The 22,580-nt window shown below is 67.0% G+C and carries 25 protein-coding genes and 1 other RNA gene; 16 read left to right on the forward strand and 10 right to left on the reverse strand.

Annotated elements, in window-relative coordinates; translation table 11 throughout:
- Positions 1 to 60 precede the first annotated feature (60 nt).
- Genes hpnE through ACT53T_RS21205 form a run of 4 tightly spaced genes read right to left on the reverse strand, consistent with a single transcriptional unit; the run spans position 61 to position 4,209 of the window.
- Positions 61 to 1,305 (reverse strand): hydroxysqualene dehydroxylase HpnE, encoded by a 1,245-nt coding sequence (hpnE, locus tag ACT53T_RS21190; protein ID WP_476162722.1) that lies wholly within the window; start codon positions 1,303 to 1,305, stop codon positions 61 to 63.
- Positions 1,302 to 2,165: a presqualene diphosphate synthase HpnD gene (hpnD, locus tag ACT53T_RS21195; RefSeq protein WP_476162723.1), complete on the reverse strand. Its 864-nt coding sequence runs from the start codon at positions 2,163 to 2,165 to the stop codon at positions 1,302 to 1,304. Before hpnD ends, hpnE begins: the two co-directional genes overlap by 4 nt.
- Positions 2,162 to 3,040 (reverse strand): squalene synthase HpnC, encoded by an 879-nt coding sequence (gene hpnC / locus ACT53T_RS21200; protein WP_476162724.1) that lies wholly within the window; start codon positions 3,038 to 3,040, stop codon positions 2,162 to 2,164. Before hpnC ends, hpnD begins: the two co-directional genes overlap by 4 nt.
- Before the next feature lie 17 nt (positions 3,041 to 3,057).
- Positions 3,058 to 4,209, reverse strand: coding sequence for a glycosyltransferase (locus ACT53T_RS21205; protein ID WP_476162725.1), 1,152 nt, complete (start codon positions 4,207 to 4,209; stop codon positions 3,058 to 3,060).
- Between the two features lie 276 nt (positions 4,210 to 4,485).
- Between ACT53T_RS21205 and ACT53T_RS21210 the strand changes: the two genes are divergently transcribed.
- From ACT53T_RS21210 to recR, 8 genes are all read left to right on the forward strand, one after another.
- A complete protein-coding gene (locus ACT53T_RS21210; RefSeq protein WP_400770012.1) occupies positions 4,486 to 6,438 on the forward strand; it encodes a potassium transporter Kup in 1,953 nt (650 codons plus the stop codon).
- Positions 6,439 to 6,703: 265 nt separating this feature from the next.
- On the forward strand, positions 6,704 to 7,132 hold the full coding sequence (locus ACT53T_RS21215; protein ID WP_476162726.1) for a phasin family protein: 429 nt from the start codon (positions 6,704 to 6,706) through the stop codon (positions 7,130 to 7,132).
- Between the two features lie 168 nt (positions 7,133 to 7,300).
- Positions 7,301 to 7,996 (forward strand): dienelactone hydrolase family protein, encoded by a 696-nt coding sequence (locus ACT53T_RS21220; RefSeq protein WP_476162727.1) that lies wholly within the window; start codon positions 7,301 to 7,303, stop codon positions 7,994 to 7,996.
- Positions 7,997 to 8,050: 54 nt separating this feature from the next.
- Positions 8,051 to 8,148: signal recognition particle sRNA small type (ffs, locus tag ACT53T_RS21225), an RNA gene on the forward strand.
- 24 nt (positions 8,149 to 8,172) lie between these two features.
- The gene (locus tag ACT53T_RS21230; RefSeq protein ID WP_196407694.1) at positions 8,173 to 8,529 is read left to right on the forward strand and encodes a GFA family protein; all 357 of its coding nucleotides are present in this window, start codon (positions 8,173 to 8,175) and stop codon (positions 8,527 to 8,529) included.
- 53 nt (positions 8,530 to 8,582) lie between these two features.
- On the forward strand, positions 8,583 to 10,406 hold the full coding sequence (locus tag ACT53T_RS21235) for a DNA polymerase III subunit gamma/tau (protein ID WP_476162728.1): 1,824 nt from the start codon (positions 8,583 to 8,585) through the stop codon (positions 10,404 to 10,406).
- 25 nt (positions 10,407 to 10,431) lie between these two features.
- Positions 10,432 to 10,755, forward strand: coding sequence for a YbaB/EbfC family nucleoid-associated protein (locus tag ACT53T_RS21240; protein ID WP_018267059.1), 324 nt, complete (start codon positions 10,432 to 10,434; stop codon positions 10,753 to 10,755).
- Positions 10,756 to 10,794: 39 nt separating this feature from the next.
- Entirely contained in the window at positions 10,795 to 11,460 is a 666-nt protein-coding gene (gene recR, locus ACT53T_RS21245) for a recombination mediator RecR (protein WP_476162830.1), read from the forward strand.
- A gap of 297 nt (positions 11,461 to 11,757) precedes the next feature.
- Here recR and tolR read toward each other — a convergent pair whose 3' ends face one another.
- The 5 genes from tolR to ACT53T_RS21270 all read right to left on the reverse strand — a co-directional run bounded on the left by tolR (position 11,758) and on the right by ACT53T_RS21270 (position 15,676).
- Complete coding sequence (tolR, locus tag ACT53T_RS21250; RefSeq protein ID WP_018267061.1) at positions 11,758 to 12,207, reverse strand: protein TolR; 450 nt, start codon at positions 12,205 to 12,207, stop codon at positions 11,758 to 11,760.
- A complete protein-coding gene (locus ACT53T_RS21255) occupies positions 12,188 to 12,931 on the reverse strand; it encodes a MotA/TolQ/ExbB proton channel family protein (protein WP_476162729.1) in 744 nt (247 codons plus the stop codon). Before ACT53T_RS21255 ends, tolR begins: the two co-directional genes overlap by 20 nt.
- A 41-nt stretch (positions 12,932 to 12,972) precedes the next feature.
- Positions 12,973 to 13,470 carry a hypothetical protein gene (locus ACT53T_RS21260; RefSeq protein WP_476162730.1) on the reverse strand — a complete coding sequence of 166 codons (498 nt, stop codon included), beginning with the start codon at positions 13,468 to 13,470 and terminating at the stop codon, positions 12,973 to 12,975.
- Between the two features lie 54 nt (positions 13,471 to 13,524).
- The gene (locus ACT53T_RS21265; RefSeq protein ID WP_476162731.1) at positions 13,525 to 14,253 is read right to left on the reverse strand and encodes an energy transducer TonB; all 729 of its coding nucleotides are present in this window, start codon (positions 14,251 to 14,253) and stop codon (positions 13,525 to 13,527) included.
- A gap of 160 nt (positions 14,254 to 14,413) precedes the next feature.
- A complete protein-coding gene (locus ACT53T_RS21270; protein WP_476162831.1) occupies positions 14,414 to 15,676 on the reverse strand; it encodes a BaiN/RdsA family NAD(P)/FAD-dependent oxidoreductase in 1,263 nt (420 codons plus the stop codon).
- 40 nt (positions 15,677 to 15,716) lie between these two features.
- Between ACT53T_RS21270 and ACT53T_RS21275 the strand changes: the two genes are divergently transcribed.
- Positions 15,717 to 16,748: an RluA family pseudouridine synthase gene (locus ACT53T_RS21275; RefSeq protein WP_476162732.1), complete on the forward strand. Its 1,032-nt coding sequence runs from the start codon at positions 15,717 to 15,719 to the stop codon at positions 16,746 to 16,748.
- Positions 16,749 to 16,772: 24 nt separating this feature from the next.
- Positions 16,773 to 17,204: a DUF2267 domain-containing protein gene (locus ACT53T_RS21280; RefSeq protein WP_476162733.1), complete on the forward strand. Its 432-nt coding sequence runs from the start codon at positions 16,773 to 16,775 to the stop codon at positions 17,202 to 17,204.
- A gap of 15 nt (positions 17,205 to 17,219) precedes the next feature.
- On the opposite strand, the gene ACT53T_RS21285 is transcribed toward ACT53T_RS21280, so the two are convergent.
- Positions 17,220 to 18,080: a LysR family transcriptional regulator gene (locus ACT53T_RS21285; RefSeq protein ID WP_476162734.1), complete on the reverse strand. Its 861-nt coding sequence runs from the start codon at positions 18,078 to 18,080 to the stop codon at positions 17,220 to 17,222.
- A gap of 97 nt (positions 18,081 to 18,177) precedes the next feature.
- Between ACT53T_RS21285 and ACT53T_RS21290 the strand changes: the two genes are divergently transcribed.
- The 6 genes from ACT53T_RS21290 to ACT53T_RS21315 all read left to right on the forward strand — a co-directional run bounded on the left by ACT53T_RS21290 (position 18,178) and on the right by ACT53T_RS21315 (position 22,580).
- Positions 18,178 to 19,167 carry a zinc-dependent alcohol dehydrogenase family protein gene (locus tag ACT53T_RS21290; RefSeq protein WP_476162735.1) on the forward strand — a complete coding sequence of 330 codons (990 nt, stop codon included), beginning with the start codon at positions 18,178 to 18,180 and terminating at the stop codon, positions 19,165 to 19,167.
- 251 nt (positions 19,168 to 19,418) lie between these two features.
- Positions 19,419 to 20,309 (forward strand): RNA polymerase sigma factor RpoH, encoded by an 891-nt coding sequence (rpoH, locus tag ACT53T_RS21295; protein ID WP_018267069.1) that lies wholly within the window; start codon positions 19,419 to 19,421, stop codon positions 20,307 to 20,309.
- Positions 20,310 to 20,410: 101 nt separating this feature from the next.
- The gene (gene msrP, locus ACT53T_RS21300) at positions 20,411 to 21,346 is read left to right on the forward strand and encodes a protein-methionine-sulfoxide reductase catalytic subunit MsrP (RefSeq protein WP_476162736.1); all 936 of its coding nucleotides are present in this window, start codon (positions 20,411 to 20,413) and stop codon (positions 21,344 to 21,346) included.
- 1 nt (position 21,347) lies between these two features.
- A complete protein-coding gene (gene msrQ, locus ACT53T_RS21305) occupies positions 21,348 to 21,977 on the forward strand; it encodes a protein-methionine-sulfoxide reductase heme-binding subunit MsrQ (protein ID WP_476162737.1) in 630 nt (209 codons plus the stop codon).
- 74 nt (positions 21,978 to 22,051) lie between these two features.
- Positions 22,052 to 22,312 (forward strand): type II toxin-antitoxin system RelB/DinJ family antitoxin, encoded by a 261-nt coding sequence (locus tag ACT53T_RS21310; RefSeq protein ID WP_400770025.1) that lies wholly within the window; start codon positions 22,052 to 22,054, stop codon positions 22,310 to 22,312.
- Positions 22,299 to 22,580 (forward strand): type II toxin-antitoxin system YafQ family toxin, encoded by a 282-nt coding sequence (locus ACT53T_RS21315; RefSeq protein WP_476162738.1) that lies wholly within the window; start codon positions 22,299 to 22,301, stop codon positions 22,578 to 22,580. Before ACT53T_RS21310 ends, ACT53T_RS21315 begins: the two co-directional genes overlap by 14 nt.

Consider the following 22,580-nt stretch of genomic DNA (forward strand, 5'->3'; position numbering starts at 1 on the left):
GCGGCCCCTGGATCGCGTCGTCGCTACGCTCCTCGCGATGACGGCGGCGGCGGGATCAGCCTACGAACGCGCCGCCAGCTCCGCCGCGCGATAGCCGGACCTGATCGCCCCTTCGATCGTCGCCGGAAGGCCGGTCGCCGTCCAATCGCCGGCGAGGAAGAGATTGCGCCAGCGCGTCACAGCGCCGGGGCGGCGCTGCTGCTGCGCCGGCGTCGCGGCGAAAGTGGCGCGCTTTTCCTTCACGATCTGCCATGGCGGCAGCTCCGCCGGCAGGCCCGTAGCGGCGGCGACCTCGGCCCATATGCGCTCGGCGAGGCTTTCGCGCGGCTCGTCCATCAGCCGATCGGCGCCGCTGATCGTCACCGAGAGCCGATCCTCGAAAGCGAACAGCCATTCGGTGAGCGAGCCGATCATGCCGAGCAGCGCCGGCTGGCCGGGCGGCGGCGCGATCTTGAAATGCGCATTGACGATGCCGCGAAAATCATCCGGCGCGACGAGGCCCGGAACGAGCTCCTGCGCCGCCCAGGGCGGGACGGCGAGCGCGACGCGATCATTCGCGCCGAGCGCGATTTTCTCGTCGCCGAAATCGAGCGCTGTGGCGCGCTCCTCGGAAAATTCGATTCCCTTCAGCCGCGCGGCGAAGCGGGGCGCGGCGCCCCGCGCGGCGAGCGCGCTCAGCGCCGGCTCGATGAAAGCCGTCCCGAGCCCGCGCCGCGCGACCAGCGGACGGCAGGCGGCGCCGCCTGCGGCGAGCGTCTCGCGCAGCACGGCGGCGGCGAGAGCGGCGGAAGACTCGCGCGGCTCCGTGTTGAGCGCGGAGAGCAGCACCGGCCCCCACAGCCGCTCATAGAGCACGCCGGAACATTTCATCGCCTCGCCGATGGTCGCGCCCTTTTTGGCGAGGAGAATGCCGATCGCGCCGAGATAATCGCCCGGCGCCGTGCCGGGCGCGCGGCGATCACGCACAAAAATCCACCAGGGCAGGCGCGAGGAATTGGGCCGCATGCGCCAGCGAACGCCATCGCGCGTGTCCAAAAAATCGAAGGCGCATTCCTTCGGCCCTGCCAGCTCCTCCGCCGAGCCGATGCGGCGGGCGTAATCCAGCGCCGTGGAATTGCCGGAGAGCAGCAGATGATTGCCATTGTCGATGACGAGATCGAGGCTGGAATCATAATAGGAGCGGCAGCGCCCGCCCGCCATGCGCGCCGCTTCATAGAGCGCGACGCTCCGGCCCTCGTCGGTCAGGCGAATGGCGCAGGAGAGGCCAGCGAGGCCGGCGCCGATGATATGGGTGGTTCCGCTCACGTCAGCGCGAATCTCAGCAGCGCCAGCAGGACTTTCGTCCGCGAGGCGGAGACCGGCGCCCGCGGCGGCGCGAAACCGCGCGCCACCAGACGGTCGAGAACCGAGCGATAGGCGGTCGCCATCAGATAAGGCGCCTTCACCGCGCGCTGCGGCGAGACGCGCATCAGCAGCTCCGATTCCGCATAATGCTTGCGCGCGCGCTCGGCCACCGCAGCGCAGACTTGCTGAAGGCCGGGATGCGCCAGCACAGCGCCGCGCGCGAAATTCGTGACGCCGGCCGACTCCAGCGCCTCGCGCGGGAGATAGAGCCGGCCGCGCGCCTCGTCCTCGTCGAGATCGCGCAGAATATTGGTGAGCTGCAAGGCGCGGCCCATGTGATAGGCGAGCATTCGCGCCTTGGTCGGCAGCGCGCCGCCGGCGCTCTCCGCCTCATCGGCGAGGCCGAAGACGCGCACCGACAGCCGCCCCACCGCGCTCGCGACATGATCGCAATAGAGATCGAGCCGATCCCATTCCGGCGCGCGAATGTCCTCCACGACATCCATCGCCATCCCGTCTATGACCGCCTCGAAATCGGCGCGCTCGAGGCCGAAGCGACGCACCGGCCGCGCCAGATCGGCGCAACGCTGATGCGTGCGGCCGGCGTAGAGCGCATCGAGATCGCGCCGCCAATCGTCGAGCTGGGAGAGGCGCAAGGCGCGATCGCCCTCCTCGTCCGCTATGTCGTCGACGGCGCGGCAGAAGCCGTAGATCGCATACATCGCGTCGCGCCGCTCGGGCTCGAGAATGCGCATGGCGAGATAGAAGGAGCTTTTCGCGGCGACCCGCGGCGCCTCGGGGGCGATCGTCTCCATGCTCATCGCGCGACGCTCGCAGCAGAGGCGGCGCGCGGCGATATGAGCCGGCGCAGCAGAGTGGTCCCGGCGCCGGCGAGCGCCGTGAGAAGATATTGGCGCTTGGAGGCGTGGACCTTCTCGCTCAGCGGATCGGCGACGCGCAGCCGCGCGGTGAGCGTCTCGGCGAGGCGCTGGATCGCGCCCACTTCCATGGCGAGGCGCGTGTCGGCGATGAGATCGGCGAAAGGCGCGCTCTCCTTCAGCAGTTCCTGCGTGCGCTCGGCCAGCGCGCGCAGAGTCGCGGCGAGCTGCGGCGAGGCGCGATCGGCCGACAGCATCTCGACGCTCGCGCCAGCGGCGGCGAGCATGTCCTGCGGCAGATAGACGCGATCGAGATTGCGGTAGTCCTTGGCGCAATCCTGCAGATGATTGATGATCTGCAGCGCCGCGCAGAGGGCGTCATTGGCCGCCCATGTCCGCGCGCGATCCTCGCCATGGACGTCCAGCACGAAGCGGCCGACCGGCATGGCCGAATAGCGGCAGTAATCGATGAGATCGTCCCAGTCTCTATAGCGCAATTGCGTCACGTCGCGGCGAAAGGCGATGAGCAGATCCTGCGCATGGCGGGGCTCGAGGCCGCGCGCGGCCAGCTCGGCGCGCAGCTTTGTCGCGACCGGAATATCCTCGCCGGAGCCGAGCAGCGCCGCCTCCATGCGGTCCAGCATGGCGATTTTCTGCGCGCCCGGGAGCGTCGCATGGTCGGAGATATCGTCCGCGGCGCGCACGAAATCGTAGAAAGCCAGCACGGCCGCGCGATGGCGCGGCGCGAACAGAGAGGCGACGGGGAAATTCTCGTCCTTATGGCCTTTCCCCGAAGCGGCGGCGGCGATGTCGCTCATGTGATCGCTCATCCTCCTCAGGGGGCCTGGTAGCGGCCCTTCCACGCGCCGCCGCGCCCGCGTGTGTGCCGCCAGGCGGACAATAGCGTGAACCACGTATAGCAGGCGGCGACCGCCGGCAAGGCGAAGGCGCCGAGCCGATTGCGTCCGTAGAAACGCAGAGACGGCATATAGGACTGCGCCATCAATAGATAGGCGACGAGCGCGAGATAGGCGGCCGGCTCCGGCGCCGTGAAAGCGAGAAGGGGCGGCGCGAGATAGACGAGGCCCATGCCGAGAACCGCGCCGGCCAGCCGCCAGGGCGAATAGCCCAATTGCGCATAGGCCGAGCGCGTCACCATCTGCTCTATGTCGCGCAAATGCGGATAGGGCCGCAGGCTCCAGGCGTCGTCGGTGAGGCCGAGCCAGATCGGCCCTTGCTTCTTCATCAGCTTGCCGAGCGCGCAATCGTCGATCAGCGCGCCGCGGATCTGCTGGAGGCCGCCGGCCTCCTCCAGCGCAGCGGGACGCACCAGCATCACCCCGCCGGCCGCCCCGGCGACCGGGCTCTTCGGGTCGTTCACGCGCGGGAAGGGGTAGAGCATCTGGAAGAAGAAGACGAAAGCCGGCACGAACCAGCGCTCGGCGAGGCTCTCGCAGCGCAGCTTGACCATCAGCGAGGAGAGCACCGTCCCCCGCGCCGCCGCGCCGGCGACGAGCCGCTCGACGAGGCCCGGCGCGAAGGCGATGTCGGCGTCGCAGAACAGGATGAAATCGGGCGAGACGCCGGAGCCGAGCACATGAGCGACGCCGCGGTCCATGGCCGCGAGCTTGCCGGTCCAGCCTTGCTCCGGCCGGCCCTGGAGCACGGTGAGCCGATCCTCGGCGCCTTCCTCGCGGGCGCAGGCGCGGGCGACCTCGGCCGTGCCGTCGGAGCTCTCGTCATCGACGAGGACGATCTCGAGCCGGCCGGAAAACTCCTGGCGGAACAAGGATCGAAGGCCGATGGCGACGACATCCGCCTCGTCGCGCGCCGGAATGACGGCGACGACGCGCGCGCCCTGGGGGACTTGCGCTCCCTTGGGAACGAAACGGCGGTCGTGCTCGGTGAGGCGCCAGAAGCCGCCATTGCCGAGCAGGAGATAGAGCCAGACGAGGAGGCCGACGCCTCCGAGGACAATCGCGATCATTTTTCGAGCGTTCGCGTCGCCGGAACCGCCGGGGACGATGTGACGAGGGCTCGGCCATAGCACCGCCGCGGCCGCGAGGCCAGCCCGGCCGGCGGCGGCGCGTCGCAACCGCCGGCGTCTACGGGATTTTCCCGGGAAATGGCCGGCGGCGGCTTCTCTTCTATCTGGAACAGGCGTATATCGCCGCGCCGGCGCAGCCGGGTCCGAGCATGCCGAACAGCATGTCGAGGGACCGGCCGGGCGCCCGCGCATCCTATGTCTTTCGAGGAAAACTCCATGGATCCCAATGTGGCGCGTGACGCGGCGGGCTCTTCCTCTCGATGCGACATGGAGGGCGCGGCGGCGATGCAGCCGGCCCCCGTCGCCGATGGCCACGGCTCGGCGACGAGCGCGGGCCTCATCATCGGCTCGATCGGCGTCGTCTATGGCGACATCGGCACCAGCCCGCTCTATGCGCTGCGCGAGTCGCTGGCCCACGCCAAATCCGGCGGGCTCGGCGAGGATGTCGTCATCGGCACGATCTCGCTGCTCATTTTCGCGCTGATCTTCACCGTCACCGCGAAATATGTGTTCTTCCTGATGCGCGCCGACAATCGCGGCGAGGGCGGCATTCTCTCGCTGATGGCGCTGGCGCAGATCGCGCTGGGCCGGCGCGCGACGCCGGTCTTCCTCCTCGGCGTCGCCGGCGCGGCGCTGTTCTCCGGCGACGCCATCATCACGCCGGCGATTTCCGTGCTCTCGGCGGTCGAGGGGCTCGAGATCGTCAATCCGAAATTCGGCGAATTCGTCTTCCCCATCACCGTCGCGATTCTCGTCTCGCTGTTCTGGGGGCAGAGCCATGGCACGGCGCGCGTCGCCGCGCTCTTCGGCCCGGTGATGGCGATCTTCTTCATCGTGATGGCGGCGCTCGGCGCCTCTCATATCGGCGATGCGCCGCAGGTTCTGCGCGCCTTCGATCCGCGCCACGGCTTCGTCTTTCTGCTGACCCATGGCTGGATCGGCTTCGCGGTGCTGGGCTCGGTCTTCCTCGTCGTCACCGGCGCCGAGGCGCTCTACGCCGATATGGGCCATTTCGGCCGCGCGCCGATCCAGATCGCCTGGATGTTCTTCGTGCTGCCGGCGCTGTTCCTAAATTATCTCGGCCAGGGCGCGCTGATCCTCGCCGATCCCAAGGCGATCGAGAATCCCTTCTTTCTGATGGCGCCGGACTGGGCGCTGCTGCCGCTGGTCATTCTCTCGACCCTCGCCACCGTCATCGCCAGCCAGGCGGTCATCACCGGCGCCTTCTCCATCGTGCGCCAGGCGATACAGCTCGGCCTGCTGCCGCGCCTCGAGATCACCCACACTTCCGCGACGCAGGAGGGGCAGATCTACATCGGCCGCGTCAATCGGCTGCTGCTGATCGGCGTGCTGGTGCTGGTCACGGCCTTCAAGAGCTCGAGCGCGCTCGCCTCCGCCTATGGCATCGCCGTCACCGGCACGATGGTGACGACGACGGCGCTCGCCTTCATCGTGGTGTGGCGCAAATGGCATTGGCCGCTGTGGGCGGCGTCGCTGTTCATCCTCGCCTTCCTCACCGTCGATCTCGCCTTTCTGGCCGCCAATCTCATGAAGGTGGTCGAGGGCGGCTGGGTTCCGCTGCTGCTCGGCGGCGGCTCCATGGTGGTGATGTGGACCTGGGTGCGCGGCACATCCTTGCTCGCCGAGAAGACGCATCGCGATTCGATCCCGATCCGCGATCTCATCGCCATGCTGGAGAAATCCAAGCCGACGCGCGTGCCCGGCACGGCCGTCTTTCTGACCAGCGACCCGGAGGCCGCGCCCACTGCGCTGCTGCACAATCTCAAGCACAATAAGGTGCTGCACGAGCGCGTGCTGGTCATTTGCGTCAGCACGGAGGACACGCCGCGCGTGCCGCCGGAAAAGCGCTTCGAGATCGAGAAGCTCGCGCCCGACTTCACCCGCGCGACTCTGCACTTCGGCTTCATGGAGAGCCCGCGCGTGCCGGCGGCGCTGGCGGCGATGCGCAAGGCGGGGGTCAAATACGATATTATGACCACCTCCTTCTTCCTCGGCCGGCGCTCGATCAAGGAGAGCCCGGCCTCGGAAATGCCGGTCTGGCAGGACAAGCTCTATGTCGCTCTGACCAAGCAATCGGCCAACGCCACCGACTTCTTCTCCATACCGACCGACCGCGTGGTGGAGCTCGGCGCTCAGCTGACGATTTGACGCGGCTCCTAAGTCTTCGCCGTCATTGCGAGGAGCGCAGCGACGAAGCAATCCAGGACCGCCCCACGGCTCTGGATCGCGTCGCCACGCTCGCGATGACGGGCGGGCGGGCGCCGAAAAAGACGTGAACGTGAGCGGAAGCTACGTGGTTTCCACGATTTGCCCTCGCGCCGCGCATTTCCGAGAATCGCGCCAGCGAGCAGTGTCGCGTGCGCGTAGCCTGGGAGGGCCGCCTCCCCCGCGCCGCGACCGGCGGGAGGATCGGATGGCCAATCAGAATTTCGGCGATTTTCGCGATCTCGGAAAATATCAGCTCGACGCCTTCAACACCGCGACCAGCTCCACCGCCAAGAGCCTGCGCGCCATAGCGGAGGAGGCGACCGACTACTCCAAGCAGTCGCTCGACAATAGCCGCAACTATTTCGAGAAGCTGCTGCGTGTGCAGAAGATCGACGACATCGTGCAATTGCAGTCGGAATTCTACCGCAACGCCTATGGCGATTTTTTCGCCCGCGCCTCGCGCGTCGGCGAGCTGTGCACCAATCTCGCCAAGGAAGCCTTCGTCTCCGCCCAGAGCGCGGGCGAGCAGGCGGCCAAGGCGAACCAGGAGGCGGCCACTAAAATCATCGCCGACATCAGCGAGCAGACCGAGAAGCTCGCCGCCAAGGCGCGCGAGGCCGCGGCGAAGGAGTAAGCGTCGGCAGAGCCCTCGATCGACCCCGGAGGCAGGTGACGATAGAATGGATGTGGCGCCGCATGAATTCGGGGCATATTTTAAAAGCAGCCAGTCCTGTCTCGTTTCGGAGCTTTAATCGTCTTGCCCGTCTGGAGCCTATTCGCTTTCGCAGCGATGATATTTTTCATGACATCGACCCCACCAGCAGACGAACTGGCGCTCGAAACCTCCGAAGGTCGGTTCACCGTGACCGGCCATACGACAGCGGGCTTCGCGCTGCGTCCAGCAGTGCTGGTGGCGAGCGGCTCCAAGGGGTACAGATCCCCCACCTATCTTCGACTAGCGGCCGATCTCAACGCGCTAGGGATCGACGTGTTTTTCGTCAATTATATTTCCGACAGCGACGCGGCGGCGTTCGAGAGTGCAAAATCCGCGCGGGATCGCATCGCCTATTACTCGAATCGAATGGCCGCCTGGACGGAGACGATCCATGCGACCGTCGCCGCCTTGCGGCAGCGGGCCGAATATCGGACAAAAATTGGATTGCTCGGCGTCTCGCTCGGCGCGATGCCGACGACGGCGGCCGGTTCGAATAATTCTGAGATCGACGCCGCTGTCGTCGTCGACGGCGACTTTCCCGCCAATTTTCAGCCACACGTCCGCTCCATGCCGCCGCTCCTGTTGATCTGGGGCGGTGAGGACCATGTTTTCCAGCAGAGCACAGGAATCCGGCTGCGCAACTTCGCGCGCTCGCTCGGCCGCGAGGCGGAACTCATCACCTTTCCAGGCCAAGGCCACGGCTTTTTCCTCAAGGACGGCAATCCGAAGGCGGACCAGGCCCGTGGCCAGGTCGTTCGCTTCTTCGCCGATCGCTTGAAATAGCCGACCCACCTCGACGCCCTTGCGCCGGCGCGCGAGTTTTGCCACATAGGGCGCGGGAGGTTGGCGGTGGACGCTCCACTCGCCAACCGGGTCAGGTCCGGAAGGAAGCAGCCCTAACGAGTTCCGGGCGGGTCTTCGTCCAGCCTCCCACTCTTATTTTGCGGAGAATTTTGCTCATGGGCGATGCGTCGTATCACGGCTCCTGCCAATGTCGGGCGGTGACGTTCGAAGCGACGCTGGACCTCGACCACACCATCACATGCAATTGCTCCCGTTGTCAGCGGCTGGGCGCCGTCTTGAGCTTCACGCCCGCGGAAAAATTCCACTTGAGCTCGGGCGAGGACGCTCTCGGCGAATATCGTTTCAACAAGAAGATGATCGCTCACCGCTTCTGCAAGATCTGCGGGATCGAGCCCTTCGCCCAGGGCGTGTCGCCGGATGGCGCGCAAATGGTCGCGGTCAACGTCAATTGCCTCGACGGCGTCGATCCGCGCGCGCTGGCGTCGACGCACGTCGACGGGAGAAGCGTCTAGATTTTCGCCGCGTGGCGGTGGATAAGGCGGTCGCGAGCCTTTAGACTTCCGCCATGGATGACGCGATGTTTCCCGATCCGCAAGCCGCCGGCGCGCCTTCCGCCGCCTATCGCGTGCTGGCGCGCAAATATCGCCCATCCGGCTTCGCCGATCTCATCGGCCAGGAGCCGATGGTGCGCACGCTCGAGAACGCCTTCGAGCTGAACCGCATCCATCAGGCCTATCTCTTGACCGGCGTGCGCGGCGTCGGCAAGACGACGACCGCGCGCATTCTCGCCCGCGCCTTCAATTATGAGCTGCCCGCGCAGGACGGCCGCCCCGGCGTCGATCGCCCGACGATCCATATGGACGCGCTCGGCGCGCATTGTCAGGCGATCATCGATTCGCGCCATCCCGACGTGCTGGAGATGGACGCCGCCTCGCACACCGGCATCGACGATATTCGCGAGATCATCGAGAATGCGCGCTATCGCCCGGTGATGGCGCGCGTCAAGGTCTACATCATCGACGAAGTGCACATGCTCTCCAAGGCCGCCTTCAACGGCCTGCTGAAGACGCTGGAAGAGCCGCCGGAACATGTGAAATTCATCTTCGCGACGACGGAGATCGACAAGGTTCCCGTCACCGTGCGCTCACGCTGTCAGCGCTTCGATCTGCGCCGCATAGACGCCGGCCTGCTCGCGGCGCATTTGCGCAAGATCTGCGATCTCGAGAGCGTGACGATCGAGGACGAGGCGCTGGCCATGGTCGCCCGCGCAGCGGAAGGCTCGGCGCGCGACGCGCTGTCGCTGCTCGATCAGGCCATCGCCCATGGCGCGGCGGGCGGCGGCGCGATCGCCGCGCAGGATTTGCGGCTGATGCTCGGCGTCGCCGACAAATCGCGCGTCATCGATCTCTTCGAGGCGGCGATGAAGGGCGAGATCGCCGCCGCCATCGCTCTGCTGCAGGACCAATACGACGGCGGCGCCGATCCGGCGCAAGTTCTGCTGGAGCTGGCCGAATTCACCCATCTCGTGACGCGGCTGAAGCTCGCGCCGGACGCCGCGCAATCCAATGCGCTGACCGAGGAGGAGCGCCGCCGCGGCGGCGATGCGGCGGGCACGCTCTCCATCTCCGTGCTGACGCGCGCGTGGCAGATTTTGATGAAGGGCGTCGACGAGCTGCGCAGCTCGCCGCGTCCGCTGGCCAGCGCCGATATGGTGCTGGTGCGCCTGACCCACGCCGCCGAAATGCCCTCGCCGGAGGAGGCGCTGCGCAAGCTCGGCTTCGGCCAGGGCGGCGCGCCGCGTCCCGCGCCGGGCTCGGCCCCCGCGGCGACGCCCGGCGGCGAGCGGCCTCCGGTCGCGCTCGCGCCGGCGCCCAAGCCCGCGGCTTTCTCGGCGGCGCCTTCGGCAATCGCGACCAGCGCCGCGCCGGCCCAGCGCCGCGCGGCGGAGCCTTCCCCGGCGACGGGGGTGAAAATCGCCGATTTCCACGCGCTCGTGGCCCTGGCGGGCGAGAAGCGCGACATACAAATGAAGATCGCGCTCGAGACGGAAGTGCGGCTCGTGCGCTTCGAGCAGGGACGCATCGAGTTCGAGCTGACGCCGGGCGGCTCGGCGCGGCTGCCGCAGCTCTTGATGCAGAAGCTGCAGGACTGGACCGGGACGCGCTGGCTGGTGGCGCTCGCCTCCGGCGGCGCGCCGACGCTGCGCGAGGAGGCCTTGGCCCGCGAGAGCGAGAAGCGCTCCGGGATCGAGGCCGATCCGCTGGTGGCGAGCATATTGGCGCGGTTTCCCGGCGCGGAGATCGTCGCCGTGCGCGGCAAGGAGACGGAACAGGCCGCGACGGCCGGCGCCGAATTGGCTTATGACGACGAGGAGCCGGACGACGTCTGAAACGTCGCCGCGCGGGGAGAGAGACATGCTCGACTTCATGGGACTGATGAAGCAGGCGCAGGCCATGCAATCGAAAATGGCCGAGCTGCAAGGGCAGCTCGACCAGACTCTGGTGGAAGGCGAGGCCGGCGGCGGGCTGGTGCGCGTGACGATGACCGCCAAAGGCGCGCTGCAGCGCCTCGCCATCGATCCGAGCCTGCTGAAGCCGGAAGAGAGCGACATTCTCGAGGATCTAATCGTCACCGCCCATGCGCAGGCGCGCGCCAAGGCGGAGGAGACGCTCGCCGAGAAGATGAAGGAAGTGACCGGCGGGCTGCAATTGCCGCCGGGTCTGAAACTGCCGTTCTGATTGGAGCGAGCAGCGAATAGCGAATAGCGAGTAGACCTAATTCCCTACTCGCTACTCGCCACTCGCTGCTCACTATTCGCCACTCACAGGCTCCCCCCATTGGCCGAACGCATCGCCGGACCCGAGATCGAGCGCCTCGTGCAATTGCTGGCGCGATTGCCCGGGCTCGGGCCGCGTTCGGCGCGGCGCGCCGTGCTGCATCTGATGCGCAAGCGCGAGGAATTGCTCGGCCCGCTCGGCGAGGCGATGCGCGTCGCGCATGAGCGCATTCTCACCTGCACGACCTGCGGAAATATCGACACCAGCGACCCTTGCGCCATCTGCCGCGACGGGCGCCGCGACGCGGGCATTCTGGTCATTGTCGAGACGGTGGCCGATCTCTGGGCGCTGGAGCGCGCCGGGCTGCTGGCGGCGCGCTATCATGTGCTCGGCGGCGTGCTGTCGCCCTTGGATGGCGTCGGCCCCAATGAGCTGAACATAGCGAGCCTGATGCAGCGCGTGAGCGAGGGCTCCGTGCGCGAGGCGATCATCGCCGTGAACGCCACTGTCGATGGGCAGACGACGGCGCATTATCTCGCCGATCTCCTGGCCCCGCTCGGCGTCAAGACGACGCGCCTCGCCCATGGCGTGCCGGTCGGCGGCGAGCTGGATTATCTCGACGAAGGCACGCTGGCCGCAGCGCTGGAGCGCCGCACGGCGTTTTGATTCACGCAGCCTTCCCCGAATAAAAAACCGGGTCGCCGGCGCGCCTGGGGAGGGTTTGCGCCGACGACCCGTAGTCGGGCCAAGTCGAGGATGCGAGAAAAGTCGAGGATTTAGAAACGTCGGGCGGCTCGAAGACGTCGGCTCGGAAAAAAGCGCGCGGCCTTCGCCGCCTTCCTTCTCCCCGCATGCGGGGAGAAGGTGAGGATGAGGGGCTCGGGGCGCTTTTCCGTTTCTGGCTAACGCCCCGTGCCCCTCACCCCGGCCCTCTTCCCGCGTGCGGGGAGAGGGAGAAGGCGATCACGGCGCCGAAGCGGATTTCGCGCCGCCCGTCGGCGCCTCGGAGACCAGCGCCACCTTGGAGTAGCCGGCGGAATTGATCGCGCCCATGGCCTCGACGACGCGGCCGTAAGGCACGGTCTTGTCGGCGCGCACATGGATGCGGCGATCCTTGTTGTTGTCGCTGCCGTCGCTCAGCGCAGCGAGCAGACCGTCCGCCGGAACCTCGCGCTTGTCGACGAAGAAGCCCCCGCCCGCATCGACGCTGACGACGATCGGCGGCTTCTGATCGTTGAGCTGCTTGGCCTGCACCTTCGGCAGATCGACCGGAATGCCGGAGGTCATCAGCGGCGCGGCGACCATGAAGACGATGAGCAGGACGAGCATCACATCGACGAGCGGCGTGACATTGATGTCGGCGATCGGCTGGGAATCGAATTCGGAATCGTGCTTACGCAACGCGAAGGCCATGACGCTCTCCCTTGCGCGACAGATGACGGGACAGCTCGACCTCGAAGACGCCGATGAAGGCGGTCACGCGCTTGCCGTAAGCGCCGATGTCGCCGCTGATGCGGTTGTAGAAGACCACCGCCGGAATAGCGGCGACGAGGCCGAGCGCGGTGGCGAACAGCGCCTCGGCGATGCCGGGCGCGACCACGGCGAGGCTGGTGTTGTTGGAGGCGGCGATGCCCTGGAAGGAGTTCATAATGCCCCAAACCGTGCCGAACAGGCCGACGAAAGGCCCGACGGCCCCGATGGTGGCCAGTCCCGGCAGACGCTTCTGGAGCTGATCGAGCGCGGCGGCGCTGGCCAGCACGGAGACGCGATGCACGCGCTCCTGCAGAGCGTCGCGCTGACCCTCTGAGGCGACGAGATCGGACGAGCGCTGATACTCCTCCACCGCGGCCTTGTAGACCTGCGCCAGAGGGTCGCTGGCCGGCGCGGCGAGGAAGGCGGGCGCGACCTCCGTCACCGGAAGATCGCTCTGAACGCTCTCGATGAGCGCGGTCGCGCGGCGATGCAGCAGCGTCAGGCGGATGAGCTTCTCGGCGATCACCGCCCAGCCCCACGCCGAGGCGAGCAGCAGCAGCACGATGACGGTCTTGACGATCGAATCCGCCTGCAGAAACAGCTCGACCGGTGAGAGGGCGTGGGCGACGGCGGCCGAAGCCGCGCCGATTGCTGGATCACTCATTTTCTGTCTGTCCTCGTGCGAAGATTGTGGAGAGCGCGGCGTCAGAAGACGACGCCGCCGTTGATAAAGAACGGACGACCGATCGACCGTAGATTGGCGCCGCAACGCGTGACGATAACAGCGGCGATCGCGTCGAGCGTCGAATTGCCAGAAGGCGACACGATGCTGAATGCCGTCAGGGCTCCGGTGGACCCGAACACAACGCGAAAACCAACACGACCATGCTCCGAAATCGCCGGATCGTAGGCCGCGCGGCGGGCGGAATGTCGAAGGCACGCATAAAACCGGTTGGCGGCGCCCCACTCCGCGGCGTCCCACTCCTTCGAGGCGGCGACGCTTTGCGACGAGTGCAGAAGGCCCCACGCCGCGCCGGTCAGGCCGATAAAGCGCGCGAGGAAACCGATCGTGGCCGGCAACCGGCGCCGCCGCTTGTCGAGCATGGAGGCGCTCGACTGGAGGACGTCGACGCTCTCGAACAGAGAGGAATGTAGCCCCTCGGAAGCGACGAAGTGAGCGTGGACGCCGTCCGTTGCGGCCATGTCGATTGCTGAACCACTCATGTCGGTGCCTATACTCAGCCAAACAAAGGCGCGTCAGAAGACGACGCCGCCGCTGACGGCGAAGACGCGTCCGATCGCCGGCAGCGAGCCGCAGCGCGAGCCGACGCGTGTCGCTATGGCGTCCAGCGTGGCGTTGCCGGAGGAGGAGACGATGTTGAATCCCGTCATCGCGCCGCCGGCGCTGAATGTCGCGCGATAGGCGACGCGGCCGTGCTTGGGTATCGGCCCGTCCGGCGCCGCGTTGCGCGCCGAGCGCTGCATGCAGGACAGGAATTGATTGGCGGCGATGGATTGCTGCGCATTGGCGTTGGCCGTCGCGGCCTGCGCCGGCGCGGCGTCCTGGCGCGCGGCGGTGGCGGGGCGCGGCGTCGGCGGCTTTTTCTCCACCACTTTGGGAACGGGCTTGGGCGCCGGCGGCTTCGGCGGCTCGATCGGCGCGACAGGCTCGATCGCCTCGGGCGGCGGCGGCGTGTCGTCGATCTCCTCGGGCTGCGGAATCTCCTCCGGCGGCGGCTGATCGACCGCGGGGCTCGGCACGACGACGAGCTCGAGCGGCTCTTCCGTCGTCGGCTCCGTGTGCGGCAGCGCGAAATTCACCACCGCCGTCAGCAGCAGCGCATAGGCGAGCGCCGCCGCGACGCTCACCGCATAGTTGGGGCGGCCGCCGTCGGGCAGCAGAAGCGATTGGGTGTTGCGGTGCTCTCCCGTCGTCGTGATCGTTTCCGGCGCCGAAATGAGCGCCTCTGCAGCCGCAGCCGTCATGGAATGATCCCCCTCGTGCGAAACATTACCTGCCATTAAAGATTATAATTCCTATAGAAGCAATGGGCTTAGTTGCGACTTTTGTCGATTCGGCGAAATTCGCTCGCTCGGGCCGCTCCGGCAGAAAGGATGTGCTACGCCGGCTGAAGACCGGAGGCCGTCATTTCGGCTCCGCCAGTCCGAGGCGCCGCGCGGCGCCGCGCGCCGCCACGAAAGCGCTCGAAAAGCTCGCCTGAAGCAGATAGCCGCCGGTGGGCGCATCGAAATCCAGCATCTCGCCGGCGACGAAGACGCCGGGAAGCGTCTTCAGCATCAGATCGTCGTCGAGCGCCGCGAAGCGCACCCCGCCGGCAGTGGAGATCGCCCGCTCGAGGCCCGCCGTCGCGGCAATGGCGAGCGGCAGATTTTTCACGCGCTCGGCGAGCGCTTCGGCCTCATTGGGCAATGGGCCGGAGAGGCGCAGCAGCGCGATCTCCGATTTGGTCAGCCGCAGCGTCTTGCGCAGAAAGGTCGCGAACGATTGCTTTTCGCGCGGGCGCGCCAGCCTTTGCGCGAGCGCTTCCGTCGTGCTGCTGGGCCGCAGATCGATGTGCAATGCGGCGCCCTCGCCTCGCGCGAGCGCGCGTCCGAGCGTGGAGGCGAGCGCATAGACGGGACCGCCTTCGAGCCCCGTGCGCGTGACGACGATATCGCCGAGACTGCGCGCCTCGCCATGGCGCAGAGCGATCGTCTTCAGCGGCGTCCCCTCGAAAGCCTTTGCGAAATCGGCCGGCCAATCGATGACGACGGCGCAATTGGCGGGAAGGAGCGGCGCGATCTCGACGCCCTTCGCCCGCAGCGTCTCGACCCAGCCGCCATCGGCGCCGAGCCGCGGCCAGGAGGCGCCGCCGAGCGCCAGAATCGTGACGTCCGCCGCGATCTCGCGGCGCTCGCCGCTCGCACCCGCGATCAGCAATGCGCCGCTCTCCGCAAAGCCCTCGAAAGAAGCGCGCGTCTCTATGCGGACGCCATTGGCGGAGAGCCGCCCGAGCAGCGCCCGCAACAGAGGCGAGGCCTTGAAGCTCCTCGGAAACACGCGCCCGCTGGAGCCGACGAAGGTCTCCTCTCCCAGCTCGGCGCAATAGTCGCGCAGGCGCTGCGGCGGAAAGGCGCGGATGATCGGGCCGAGCCAATCTGCGGCTTCGCCATAACGGGCGATAAGCCTATCGAGCGGCTCGCTATGCGTGATATTGAGGCCGCCGCGCCCGGCCATCAGAAATTTGCGGGCGACGCTCGGCTTGCGCTCATAGACGGTCACGCTCGCGCCCTGCCGCGCGAGCAGATCGGCGGCGAAGAGGCCGGCCGGCCCGCCGCCGACGATGACGCAATTCGGCGTGGGTGGGGCGAGCGAGATGGTCGGGCTCCGGCACGAAAACGAGGACAGGCGCGCTGGTTAGCACGCCGACAGCATGAGAAGGAAATCCATGCGCGAGGGCGTCGCAGAAATCGCTTTGGTCGATGAGGAAGACGATATTCTGTTCTCCTTCGAGGTTCCGCCGGAGGCGGCGGGGGCGAGGCTCGATCGTTTCCTCGCCGAGCGGCCCGAGCTCGTCGCCGCGCATCTCTCCCGCACGCGGCTGAAAGCGCTGATCGAGGATGGACGGCTGACGATCGGCGCCGCCGCCGCGCGCGACGCCAGCCGCCGCCTCGCCGCGGGCGATTCCGTCACCCTCGCCGTGCCGCCGCCGGAGCCCGCCGAGCCGCAGCCCGAGAATATTCCGCTGAATGTCGTGTTCGAGGACGCGCATCTTCTGGTCGTCGACAAGCCCGCCGGCCTCGTGGTGCATCCCGCCCATGGCCATGAGACGGGAACGCTGGTCAACGCCCTGCTCGCCCATTGCGGCGCCAGCCTCTCCGGCATAGGCGGCGTCAAAAAGCCCGGCATCGTGCATCGCATCGACAAGGACACGTCCGGCCTGCTGGTCGTCGCCAAGACCGACGCGGCGCATAAGGGCCTGTCGCGCCTCTTCGAGGATCATGGCCGCAAGCTGCATCTGGTGCGCGAATATCTCGCTTTCGTCTGGGGCGCGCCGGAGCGCCGCCACGGCGTCATAGAGGCGCCCATCGGCCGCCACTCGACCCAGCGCGAGAAAATGGCCGTCGTGCCCGAGGAGCGCGGCCGCGAGGCGGTGACGCATTGGGAGCTGGTCGAGAGCTTCGGACCCGCTTCGCTCGTGGCCTGCCAGCTGGAGACCGGCCGCACCCATCAGATCCGCGTGCATATGGCCCATATCGGCCATCCGCTGATCGGCGACGCCACCTATGGCGCCGGCTTCAAGACCAAGACCGCCCTGCTCGCGCCCGCCGCCCGCGCCGCCGTGGAGACGCTCGGCCGCCAGGCGCTGCACGCGGCCTCGCTCGGATTCACCCATCCGGTGACGCGCGAGGAGCTGATGTTCGAGAGCGAATTGCCGGAAGACCTCACGGCTTTGCAGAAGGCGCTCGAAGCGAGCTGACCCGCTACGACGAGACGACGAGCCATGCCGATTCCGATGGAGTATCAGCACGCCTCAGAGGAGTTCGAGCGCTTCCTGCGGCTCGTCGTCGAACGCACAGGGCTGACGACGCGCAATCAGGCCTATACGACGGCGCAGGGCGTCCTGCTGACATTCCGCCGACGCCTCGACGTTTCCGATGCGATTCGCTTCGCCGGGGCGCTTCCTCCGGTGCTGCGCGCGATATTCGTCGCCGATTGGGACATTGGAGAGCCGCCGCGTCCATTCTCGTCCCGAGCGGCGCTGACGGAGGAAGTCCGATCCTTGCGGCGCGACCATAATTTTTCGCCCGACAGCGCCATCGTCGATGTGGCCGGCGCTCTGCGCGCCTGCGTGGACGAGGCGGCTTTCGATCGCCTGCTGGCGACGCTCCCGCCCGGCGCCGCGGAGTTCTGGAGGCTCGCCCCACCCGGCTGAGTGTTTCGTTCCGCCTCACGGCCGCAAGCGCGGCTCGGCGGCGATGCAATCGCCGAGAAAATCCATGACCGCGCGAACCGCCGCCGAGCGGCGCAGATCGGGATAGGCGATCAGCCAGAGATTGCGCTCGGGCGGCGGCGGCTCGATCGGCAAGCCGACGAGCCCCGGATCGTCGTCGCCCATGAAATCGGGAAGAACCGCCGCTCCTGCTCCGGCGCGGGCGGCGGCCTGCTGCGCGAAGAGATCATTGGCCTCGAAGACGATTTTGCGCCCGCCGGCGAATTTGCGGAGCCAGCGCTGCTGCGCCAGATGGCCGAGCGATTCGTCGAAGCCGACGAACTCCCATTCCTCCGCCGGCCGCCGCGCGACCTCGGCGCTGGCGTAGAGACCGAAGCGCATGGCGCCGACGCGCCGCGCGACGGCGCTCTCCTCCTCCGGCCGGCTCATGCGGATCGCAATATCCGCCTCGCCGCGATCGAGCGCCGCGAAGCTGGCGGAGGCGAGCAGCACCACGCGCAATTGCGGATGAAGGCGCTGCAACGCCCCTATGCGCGGCGCGACGCAGAGCGTCGCCAGCACCGGCGGAAGGGAGATGCGAACGGCGCCGGTGAGCGTCAGCGCTGCGCCGCGCGAGCGCAGCAGCACGTCTTCGGCGAGCGATTCCATTCGTTCCGCCACTGCGGCGATCGCCGCGCCATCTTCGGTGAGCGGCCGGCTGCGCGGCAGACGATCGATCAGCCGCAGCCCCAGCGACGCCTCCAGAGCGGCGATGCGGCGCCCGACCGTCGCATGGTCGACATCGAGCTCGCGCGCCGCGGCGGACAGCGAGCCGCAATGCGACAGCACCAGAAAAAAGCGGAGGTCTTCCCAATCCATCGGGGAATTATCGCACAGATCTTGTGAGCGCTCGCCGAATTTTCGCTCCGTGGACAAATCGCTATCGTCGACGCGGCAATCAACGAAGGAGCCGCAAATGTCTCGCATCATTCGCTTTCATCGTCTCGGCGGCCCGGAGGTTCTCCAGATCGACGAGATGGAGCTCCGCGCCCCGAAAGCCGGCGAGATTCGCCTGCGCGTCCGCGCGATCGGCCTCAATCGCGCCGAATCCATGTTCCGCTCCGGCGCCTATATAGAGGCGGCGCGCCTGCCCTCGCTGCTCGGCTATGAGGCCTCGGGCGAGATAGAGGCGATCGGCGAAGGCGTGACGGGCTTTTCCATCGGCGACGCCGTGAGCACGTTGCCGGCTTTCTCCATGACCGAATATGGCGTCTATGGCGACGCCGCCATCGTCCCCGCTCATGCGGTGGTGAAGCACCCGAAATCGCTGTCCTGGAGCGAGGCGGCGGCGATCTGGATGCAATATCTCACCGCCTATGGCGCACTGGTCGAGATTGGCGGCGTCTCCGCCGGCGATCGGGTGATCGTCACCGCGGCGTCGAGCAGCGTCGGCCTCGCCGCTATACAGATCGCCAGAGCCGCCGGCGCGACGCCGATCGCCGTCACGCGCAAGAACGCCAAGCGTGAGGCTTTGCTGAAAGCGGGCGCGGGCCATGTCGTCGTGACCGAGAGCGACGACCTCGTCGAAAAGACGCGCAGCATCACCGAAGGCAAAGGCGCGCGTCTCGTCTTCGATCCGATCGGCGGGTCGGGCGTCGAAGCGCTCGCCGAAGCCGCGGCTATCGGCGGAACCATTTTTCTCTATGGCGCGCTTTCCAGCGAGCCGACGCCTTTTCCCTTGTTCGCCGCCATTCGCAAGCAGCTCACGCTACGCGGCTACACGCTGTTCTCGGTGACGCTCGATCCGCAAAAGCGCGAGCGCGGCGTACGCTTCATTCTGGACGGATTGGCGGCGGGGAGCCTCAGGCCCATCATCGCGCGCAGCTTTCCGCTGGAGCGGATCGTCGAGGCGCATCGCTTTCTCGAGTCGAACGATCAGATCGGCAAGGTCGTCGTGACGGTCTGAGCCGGCGAGGGCGCTGCGCGTGACGTAGCGCCGCATCGCGCTAAGTAGTGGAGACGAGGTCTCATAATCGTCACGCGCGCGCCGAAGCCCCTACGCATATTACGGAAATTTAACCCGGCGGCCATTTGGCGCTTAGCGAAGAGCCATCTTTCGGCCATGCTCGGATCAGTCTATATTGAGGCGTTGCGGCCGGCGCTTGCGGTCGCGCATTACGGGCTCGCCGCATATCGGGGGCCCGTCAGGAGGTGAAAATGGCGAACGCCCTGCCCATCGTCTCCGGTGAAAGCGGCCTCGCGCGGTACCTCGCCGAGATCCGCCGGTTCCCCATGCTGGAGCCGCAGGAAGAATATATGCTCGCAAAGCGCTGGCGCGAGCACGAGGACCCACAGGCCGCGCAAAAGCTCGTCACCTCCCACCTTCGGCTCGTCGCCAAGATCGCCATGGGCTATCGCGGCTATGGCCTGCCGATCGGCGAGATCGTGTCCGAGGGCAATGTCGGCCTGATGCAGGCGGTCAAGCGCTTCGAGCCGGACCGCGGCTTCCGGCTGGCCACCTACGCCATGTGGTGGATCCGCGCCTCGATCCAGGAATATATCCTGCGCTCCTGGTCGCTCGTGAAAATGGGCACCACCGCGAGCCAGAAGAAGCTGTTCTTCAATCTCCGCAAGGCCAAGAGCAAGATTTCGGCCTTCGAGGAGGGCGATCTCACGGCCGAGCATGTCGCGACGATCGCCACCCGCCTCGGCGTCTCGCAGCAGGACGTCATCGAGATGAACCGCCGCATGGCCGGCGACGCCTCGCTGAACGCGCCGTTGCGCGAAGAGGGCGAAGGCGAGTGGCAGGACTGGCTGGTCGACGATTCCTCCACCGATCAGGAGCATGTGCTCATGCATCAGGAGGAGAGCGACAATCGGCTGGACGCGCTGCGCGGCGCGCTGACCGTGCTCAACCCGCGCGAGCGCCGCATCTTCGAGGCGCGCCGCCTCTCCGACGATCCGGTGACGCTCGAGGATTTGTCCGAGGAGTTCGGCGTCTCCCGCGAGCGCGTGCGGCAGATCGAGGTGCGCGCCTTCGAGAAGGTGCAGTCCGCGGTGCGCGCCGGAATTGCGCGGCTCGAGGCCCTGCCCGCGGCCTCGCTCTGACGCTGCGGCCGAGAGCGGCGTAACGCTCTCGCGCCGGCTGACGAAATAGGAGCGGCGGACCCATCCGGGCCGGCCGCTCTTTCTTTTTGCCCGAGGCGCAAATGCTGATTCGTCATTCGCCCGATATCGCCCCATCTAAGATCACGCCGCGCTCCCTCTATCTGCGGCGGCGCGAGTTTCTCGCCGGCCTCGGCGCGGGTCTCGCTTTCGCGGGCGCGGCTCAGGCGACGCCGCTCGCCGCCACGCGCAGCCCTTTCTCGACCGACGAGCCCAAGACGCCGCGGGCGGATGTGCTGGCCTATAATAATTTCTACGAGTTCGGCGGCCGCAAGAGCGATCCGGCCGACAACGCCCATACGCTCACCACCAAGCCATGGAAGGTGCGGATCGATGGGCTCGTCGCCAAGCCGGCGGATTTTCTTCTCGAAGACCTCATCAAGCCGCTCGCGCTGGAGGAGCGCGTCTATCGCATGCGCTGCGTCGAGGGCTGGTCCATGGTCATTCCCTGGATCGGCGTGCAGCTCTCCGAGATTTTGAAGCGCGCCGAGCCTCTGGGCTCCGCCAAATATGTCGCCTTCGAGACTCTGGTGCGGCCGGAGGAAATGCCCGGCCAAAAGGGCCTGCTGCAGCTACTGCCCTGGCCCTATGTCGAGGGGCTGCGGCTCGACGAGGCGCTGCATCCGCTCACAATTCTCGCCACCGGCCTCTATGGCGAGACGCTGCCCAATCAGAATGGCGCGCCGCTGCGGCTCGTGGTTCCGTGGAAATATGGCTTCAAGGGCATCAAATCCATCGTGCGCATCTCGCTCACCGAGACGCAGCCGAAGACGTCCTGGAACATTCAAAATCCGCGCGAATACGGCTTCTATTCCAACGTCAATCCGAACGTCGACCATCCGCGCTGGAGCCAGGCGACGGAGCGGCGCATCGGCGAGGGCGGGCTCTTCGCCAAAAGGCGGCCGACGCTGATGTATAATGGCTACGCCGATCAGGTCGCCTCGCTCTATGGCGGCATGGACCTCGAGCGGTATTTCTGACATGCGCGCCGCTCTCCGCATTCCGAAGCTCGCCGTCTATGTCGCGGGCCTCATCCCGGCCACCTGGACCTTTTATCTCGGCCTCGAGGACCGGCTGGGGCCGGAGCCGATCAAGACGCTGGAGCAGGCGCTCGGGCTCTGGTCGCTGCGCTTTCTGCTGCTGTGCCTGCTGATCTCGCCGCTGCGCCGCGCAGCGGGCGTCGATCTCTTGCGCTATCGCCGCGCGCTGGGGCTGCTCGCCTTCTATTATGCGGCGCTGCATCTTTCCGCCTATGTCGCGCTGGATCACGGCTTCGACTGGACCGCCATCGGCCGCGATATTGTGAAGCGGCCTTATGTGACGATCGGCATGGCGGCTTTCGTCATCCTCGTCCCTCTGGCCGCGACCTCCAATAACGCCGCGATCCGCCGGCTCGGCGGCAAGGCCTGGGCGCGGCTGCATCGTCTCGTCTATGTCGCCGCAATATTGGCGGCGGCGCATTTTCTGCTGATCGTGAAGTCCTGGCCAGCGGAGCCTCTGCTCTACGCCGCCGCGACGGTCGCTCTGCTGGCCGTGCGGGCGTTTCCTGCCGGGCTGCGCCGCACGAGACACGCGGCGGAGAGCGTCATTCCCGGCAGGCCGCAGGCCTGACCGGGCTCCTGAGCAGCGTTTCCCATCGAAGGGCCGCCGCCGCTGTGCTACATTGTGGCTCAAGGAGACGAGCCATGACCAACACCGTCGTCCGCGCGCGCATCGACGAGCATGTGAAAGAGGAAGCCGCCGCCGTGCTGGCGACCATCGGCTTGACTGTGTCCGACGCCTTCCGGCTCATGATGGTGCGGATCGCGACGGACAAGGCGCTGCCGTTCGAGCTGCTCGTGCCGAACGCCGAAACGATCGAGGCTATGAAGGCCGCTCGCCGTGGCGAGCTCGTCGAGGTCGGCGCCGTCGAAAACCTGCTCGGAAGCCTGAATGAGGGCGATTAAATATACCTCGCGCTTCCGGCAGGATTATCGGCGCGAACGGTCAGGGGCGCTGGGCAAGAAAATCGATCGGCTGCTCTTGGATGCAGTCGACCTTCTGGCGGCGGATCAGCCTTTGCCGACGCGATATCGCGACCATGAATTGATCGGCGAATGGAAGGATCACAGGGATTGCCACCTTCGGCCCGACCTATTGCTCATATACCGCAAGCCTGATGCCGAAACGCTGGAATTGGTGCGCCTCGGCTCCCATAGTCAGCTCGGGTTCTGA

Source organism: Methylosinus sp. DMC45, assembly GCF_056313885.1.